This window comes from Microbulbifer regidiadema (SeqCode), from assembly GCF_052467605.1.
In genome coordinates, this window is the sequence record NZ_CP174315.1 from 116,580 (window position 1) to 122,680 (window position 6,101).

The window sequence follows — 6,101 nt, forward strand, 5'->3', positions numbered from 1 at the left end:
TTATCCGAAAACCGGAAGCCACTTTTCGGGAACGCGTATTACGCCGGCAAGCACTCTTTCTGAAACTTAACAAAGGCGCGGGCGCGATGAGACAGGGCCTCGCCTTCCTTCGTTGTGTGTTTTTCTTGTTTGTCCATTTCGCCGAAGGTTCTGTCGAACCCTTCTGGTACGAACATTGGATCGTAGCCGAAACCTTCCAGACCGCGTGGCGGCCAGGCCAGCTCGCCGTGGATTTCACCGCGGTAGAACTGGGTGTGACCATCCGGCCAGGCCATGCACAGCACAGCTACGAAGTAGGCGGTGCGATCTGTAGCGCCGGTTTCTGTCAGCTTGTCCTGCACAGACTGCATGGCAACGCCGAAGTCTTTGCCCGGTCCTGCCCAGCGTGCGGAATAGATGCCCGGATCACCGTTCAGGCCGTTTACACAAAAACCGCTGTCATCCGCAAGAGCTGGCAGGCCTGTAGCCGTTGCAGCAGCCAAAGCCTTGATTGCCGCGTTAGCTTCGAAGGTCTCGCCATCTTCAACCGGTTCTGGCAGGTCCAGATCACCGGCAGAGAGAACCTCGAAGCCGTGCGGGGCAAGCATATCCTGAATTTCGCGCAGTTTGCCTTTGTTGTGGCTGGCAAGCACGAGCTTGCCAGGTTCCAGGCGGCGACTTTCTGTTGTTTCTGCCTGCATTAGAGCACCGTCAGCTTCTGCAGCTCAACCAGTTTGGAAATGGACTGTTTTGCAAGGCCCATGAGCTGGCCGAGTTCTTCTTCAGAGAATGGCTCACCTTCAGCAGTGCCCTGAATTTCAACAATGCCGCCTTTGCCAGTCATGACGAAGTTTGCATCGGTGTCAGCAGAGGAGTTTTCTGCGTAGTCCAGATCAGCAACCGGAGTGCCTTCGTAGATGCCGCAGGAGATCGCTGCAATGTGGTCTTTCAGAACCTTATCGGTCTTGACCATATCGCGCGCTTCCATCCACTTCAGGCAATCATGCAGAGCAACCCATGCGCCGGTGATGGACGCTGTGCGGGTGCCGCCGTCTGCCTGAATGACATCACAGTCAACGGTGATCTGACGCTCGCCCAGCGCACCCAGATCAACAACAGCGCGCAGAGAACGACCAATGAGACGCTGGATTTCCTGAGTACGGCCAGACTGCTTGCCTGCGGAGGAACTCACGGCGCATACGATCGTGCGTTGCACGTGGCAGCATGCCGTATTCTGCGGTGACCCAGCCACGGTTCTGACCACGGAGCCACGGCGGAACGCGCTCTTCCAAACTTGCTGTACACAGAACGTGGGTATCGCCGAATTTGATCAGGCAAGAGCCTTCGGCATGCTTTGCAACACCGCGCTCCAGGCTGACTGGACGCATTTCTTCAGGTGTACGTTTGGATGGACGGTTCAAGGTAAGCTCCCTCGGGTTGCTTAATAGCTATAATCTCACAAATGGTATTGCGGATCTTTTAGCTGCGGATTGCCGTAAGCGCAAAGGCTGGTTTTGGTTTGAGAGCCGATTTTCTGCTAAAATTGCGTTTTGGCTGTTCAATTGTCCTGTGCTAGGGATTGAAGGAGGCCATTGCCCGAAACCTGCTGTTGATGTGGAGTACCGATACCGTGACGAGCGTTCCTCCTTCTGTCCCTCTTGAGGATCTTGATGAGCGTTCCCGCGAGATCTTCCGGCGCATCGTCGAAAACTACCTTGATACCGGCGAACCGCTCGGCTCCCGAAATCTTGCCCGCGGCCTTTCCCAGCCTCTTTCTCCGGCCTCCATCCGCAATGTGATGGCTGATCTGGAGCATCATGGACTGCTTTATTCCCCGCATACCAGCGCAGGTCGTTTGCCAACACAGTCGGGATTGCGGCTTGTTCGTGGATGGCTTCCTTGAAGTGGGTGACCTGACCAAGGAAGAGCGCCAGCAGATTGCTGTGCAGGTGAAAGCCAAGGGCGGAGATAAAACGCCGGAACAGGTGCTGACGGAAGCCAGCCAGATGCTCTCTGGTTTGAGCCGTGGGGCAGGAGTTGTTCTTTCCAACAAGACGGACACAACGCTTCGCCATATCGAGTTTGTGCAGATTGAGCCGCTGAAAGCGCTCGTCGTGCTGGTGAGCGAGGATGGCTCGGTCGAAAACCGTGTTGTTGATCTGCCTGCTGGCCTGCCGCCTTCCGCTCTGACAGAAGCTTCTAACTACCTGAACTCCATCATCCGCAACCGTACGCTTGCCGAGGCGCAATCTGAGCTTGTTCGGCAACGAAACGAGTTTCAGGCGGAGCTGGATACACTCACCTCTAAGGTGGTGGATGCAGGTGTTGCCGTTTGGGGCGGGGACAAGAATGATCCTGGCACACTGATCGTGCGGGGGCGCTCCAACCTGCTGGAGAACGTGGGCGCAAAGGAAGATCTGGAGCGCATTCGACTGTTGTTTGATGATCTTGAAAACAAGAGCGAGCTGATCCGGCTGCTGGATCTTGCCAAGGGCGGTGAAGGTGTACGTATTTTTATCGGCTCAGAAAACAAGCTGTTCTCGCTTTCCGGTTCTTCCTTGATCGTTTCCCCATACCGCGATAGTGAACAGCGCGTTGTGGGCGTTCTTGGTGTTATCGGGCCGACTCGTCTCAACTATGCGCGTGTCATTCCCATGGTGGATTACACAGCCCGACTGGTGAGCCGCCTGCTCGGCTAAACTATTGGAGTCCGACTTGCTTTCCCTTACAGCTTCTGAACTGGAACGTTACGCTCGTCATATCGTGCTGCGCGATGTTGGCGGCCCAGGACAACAAAAACTAAAAGCTGCGCGTGTTCTGGTGATTGGAGCAGGGGGACTTGGTGCTCCGGTTCTGCAATACCTTGCTGCAGCGGGTGTTGGCACCATCGGCATTGTTGATGATGATGTTGTGTCTCTCTCCAACCTTCAGCGTCAGATCATCCATGATACTGAGAAACTGGGGGAGCCAAAGGTTGCCAGTGCTGCCGAGGCAATCGCGCGTCTGAACCCGAATGTGCGCGTCGTTCCGCATCCAACCCGCATCAACGGACAAAACGCCATGGCGCTCATCAATGACTACCATATCGTCGTTGATGGCTCTGATAACTTTGCCACCCGCTACCTCGTTTCGGATGCGTGTTTTTATGCCGGGCGTCCTTTGGTTACCGCTGCTGTGGGGCAGTTTGATGGATCTGTTACGCTGCTGAAGCCCTTCGTGCAGGATGAGGATGGCAACTACATTAACCCAACCTACCGCTGCCTTTTCCCGAAACGCCCTGAAGCTGGTTCCATCCCAACCTGTACTGAAGCAGGTGTGCTGGGTGCCTTGACCGGGCTTGTCGGTACGCTTCAGGCTCTTGAGGTGATTAAAGAGATTGTTGGGTTTGGAGAAGGCCTGATCGGGCGCATGTTGCTGGCTGATACCCTGAGCATGCATTTTGAGACCATCAAATACAAACGCTCCAAGAAAAACCCACTTAACGGCGACAGTCCAAAGACCTGGGCCGAGATGCTGGAAACGGAGCACGGCTAAGCCGCTCTCGTCACTGCCTAAAACGGCCCCGCTTTTCAGCGATATGCTGCAAAAGAAAGCGGCGGAGAATTGCTTCCCCGCCGTCTCCAGCCCTCCGCCACAAAGGGCCTAGCCTCATTCAGGCAAATCTGTCTCACCAGCATTGCCAGACACGCCGCTCTCACAGCGCGCCGAAAAGAGGCTTAGAATGTTTTCGCCAAGCTAAGTTTGAAGGAACGGCCTTTGCCTTCAGATGAGCTCAAGTGAGATTGGAACTTCTTATCAAAGATGTTTGTCACACTCGCTCGGACTTCAGCACCTGCAAATGCACCTTCCTGAGGCTTCCAGCTCAAGTTGGCCTGATGCAGGGCGTATCCTGGAGTTTTGTTGTTTGGATCTTCCGTGCGATTTTGCGGAGCATAGACATCTACACGCCAGGATGCATCCAAGCTCCACGGCTGGTACTTGTAACCGACGCGCAAGAAGCCGTTATCCGCGGCAACGCTTTCAAGATACTTGTCTTTATCGCCAGAGGTATCATTACCACGTGTAATTGTGGAGCCGAAGCTGCCGTACCAGTTTGGAGAGTCATAGGCTGCTTCCAGCTCCAATCCGCGAAGGAGTGCTTCTTCAGTAATAACGGTCCGGGCAAAGGTTCCATCAAACACCGTTGAAATATGGTTCTCAATAATGTTGTAGAACCCTGTTGCTTTAAAGCGGATCGCATCATCCTGCTGCAACGTGTCATCAAACGAGAACGTAAAGCCTGCTTCAAAGTTATTGGATTTTTCCAAATCCAGATGTTGCAGCTTACCGTCAACAATGTTGCCATTGCTGAATGTTTCATCCACGGTCGGCAGGCGTTCTGTGTGGGCGATTGAGCCGAATACACCAAACCAATCATTGACCTTATAAAGCGCTGCAATCTTTGGTGAATATGCAAACTTCCTCAGCTCTTCATCACTGGCGACACCATCACCTGGCTTAAGACGCGTGTAGTCAATGCGCATGCCTGGTGTCAGCGTTAGCTTTTCTCCAACAATGATCTCAGCTTGACCGAAGATGCCAGCAAGCTCGGTTCTTCCTTCCGGGTGAGACCCTGAACCTGGCTGAACAACACCGCCTGGTCTGTAACGTGGGTTCAGACGCTCTCTGTTCAGGTACTCACCACCATATGTGAAGTAAGTTTCGACATTGTCTGAAAGATCAAAGCGGGACGTGTTCTGCAGGTTGGCCTGCCACGTCGTGTAGCTGTACTTTGCCCGATCACCGAAATAGATGTTTCCAGGATGCTTTTGATCAACTTCAGTATCTGAATAAGAAATCTGAGCTTCGATATCCAACAGGTCATTGCCATAAAAGGTGTTCTCATAAGAAAGCACCGCAGTTTGGTCATCGACGATACGATCTGTCAGACCGAAGGCATCGCTGTAGGTGAGCTGATCGTATGGCAGGTTCTCACCATCAGCATACAGGCGCTGATAACTGGCTTCGATCTTCTGATCGCGGTTTGTGCCAAAGGTGTAGCCCAACTTCGCCAGACCTGACAGCGAGGTGATGTCACCGTTCTCAAGTTCCTTGCCTTTTGCAGCATCGTAATTGCCGGATTTGCGATACTGAAAGTTGGCCAGAAACTCGAGATCTTCTGTCGGTTTCACAGCTGTAATAATAGAAGCGAGTGGTGAGTTACCATTGGATTCCCAAGAGGTTTTAGCGCGGACCGCATATTTGTCATCGCCAGTAAGAAAATCACTCGCATCCTTTGTTTCAAGGGCGATCACACCGGCAATTGCCCCAGCACCATACAGAGTAGAAGAGGCCGGGCCGCGAAGCACCTCAACTCGCTTCATCAGCTCTGGATCAGTGAAGAGAGATCCCATCCGGTACTGTTCAAAGTACTTTTTTACACCATCGACCTGAATGATAATTCTGCTTTCATCTGCAGCAAAAGCACCACCAATGCCACGAATATTGAAGCCTTGCCCGAACGTTGCATCAGGATTGGTGACGGACACACCAGGTAAAGCATCAATGATTTCACCCAGTGTTGAAGCCTGAGCAGCGTCAATTTCTTCCTGTCCCACAGCAGACACGGATTGCGGTGTATCGATAGCCACCTTCTCCTTGCCTGCATTTACGATGATCTCATCAAGCATCGTAGTCGGATTTTCATTAGCTAGCCTCGGAGCAGCTTCTTGTGCCGAGACACTCGCAGAAATCAGGGCGAGCGAGAGGGTCGTGCCGGCCAGGAGGGCCGCACGGGAGTAGCGCGAATTAGACATGATCGCCTCAGTCTGAATTTGTATGGGAGTGGCTGGCTGAGACGCTGCTTTAGCTAGCTTGTGTCTGCATTTTGCAAACGTTGTTTCTAGCTGTGTTTTATAAATATGAGTATAATAGTCAAGTTTTAATTGAGGGGTTTTCCCTAGCTGGGGATTGAATGAGCAGATGTAATTGGCCCTGCTCACATCTTTTCAAAATGTGGTAAGGTGAAGCGGCGCACGAAAAACGCGAAAGCGTTTCACGATAAATGCGAAAACAAGGATTCATTCCCACGGTAACACGGTTAGATCAAGTTTTTCACAACCAACCAGTAGGCGACATAAAAA

3 protein-coding genes and 2 pseudogenes are annotated in these 6,101 nt (G+C 52.7%); 2 read left to right on the forward strand and 3 right to left on the reverse strand.

Translation table 11 applies throughout. From position 1 onward, the window contains the following. Nucleotides 1-38: 38 nt before the first annotated feature. Together rdgB and rph are read right to left on the reverse strand one after the other, a co-directional pair. Nucleotides 39-680: an RdgB/HAM1 family non-canonical purine NTP pyrophosphatase gene (gene rdgB, locus ACJJIF_RS00660; protein WP_444928386.1), complete on the reverse strand. Its 642-nt coding sequence runs from the start codon at nt 678-680 to the stop codon at nt 39-41. Next, nucleotides 680-1,367 (reverse strand): annotated as a pseudogene (gene rph, locus ACJJIF_RS00665) (ribonuclease PH). Before rph ends, rdgB begins: the two are co-directional and overlap by 1 nt. Before the next feature lie 224 nt (nt 1,368-1,591). On the opposite strand from rph, the pseudogene hrcA reads away from it, so the two are divergent. Both hrcA and ACJJIF_RS00675 read left to right on the forward strand, forming a co-directional pair. Next, nucleotides 1,592-2,678, forward strand: a pseudogene (gene hrcA / locus ACJJIF_RS00670) (heat-inducible transcriptional repressor HrcA). A gap of 16 nt (nt 2,679-2,694) precedes the next feature. Continuing rightward, the gene (locus tag ACJJIF_RS00675) at nt 2,695-3,513 is read left to right on the forward strand and encodes a HesA/MoeB/ThiF family protein (RefSeq protein ID WP_444928387.1); all 819 of its coding nucleotides are present in this window, start codon (nt 2,695-2,697) and stop codon (nt 3,511-3,513) included. Nucleotides 3,514-3,695: 182 nt separating this feature from the next. Here the strand turns inward: ACJJIF_RS00675 and ACJJIF_RS00680 are convergent, their stop codons facing one another. Then, entirely contained in the window at nt 3,696-5,774 is a 2,079-nt protein-coding gene (locus ACJJIF_RS00680) for a TonB-dependent receptor, heme/hemoglobin family (protein WP_444928388.1), read from the reverse strand. Nucleotides 5,775-6,101: the final 327 nt, after the last annotated feature.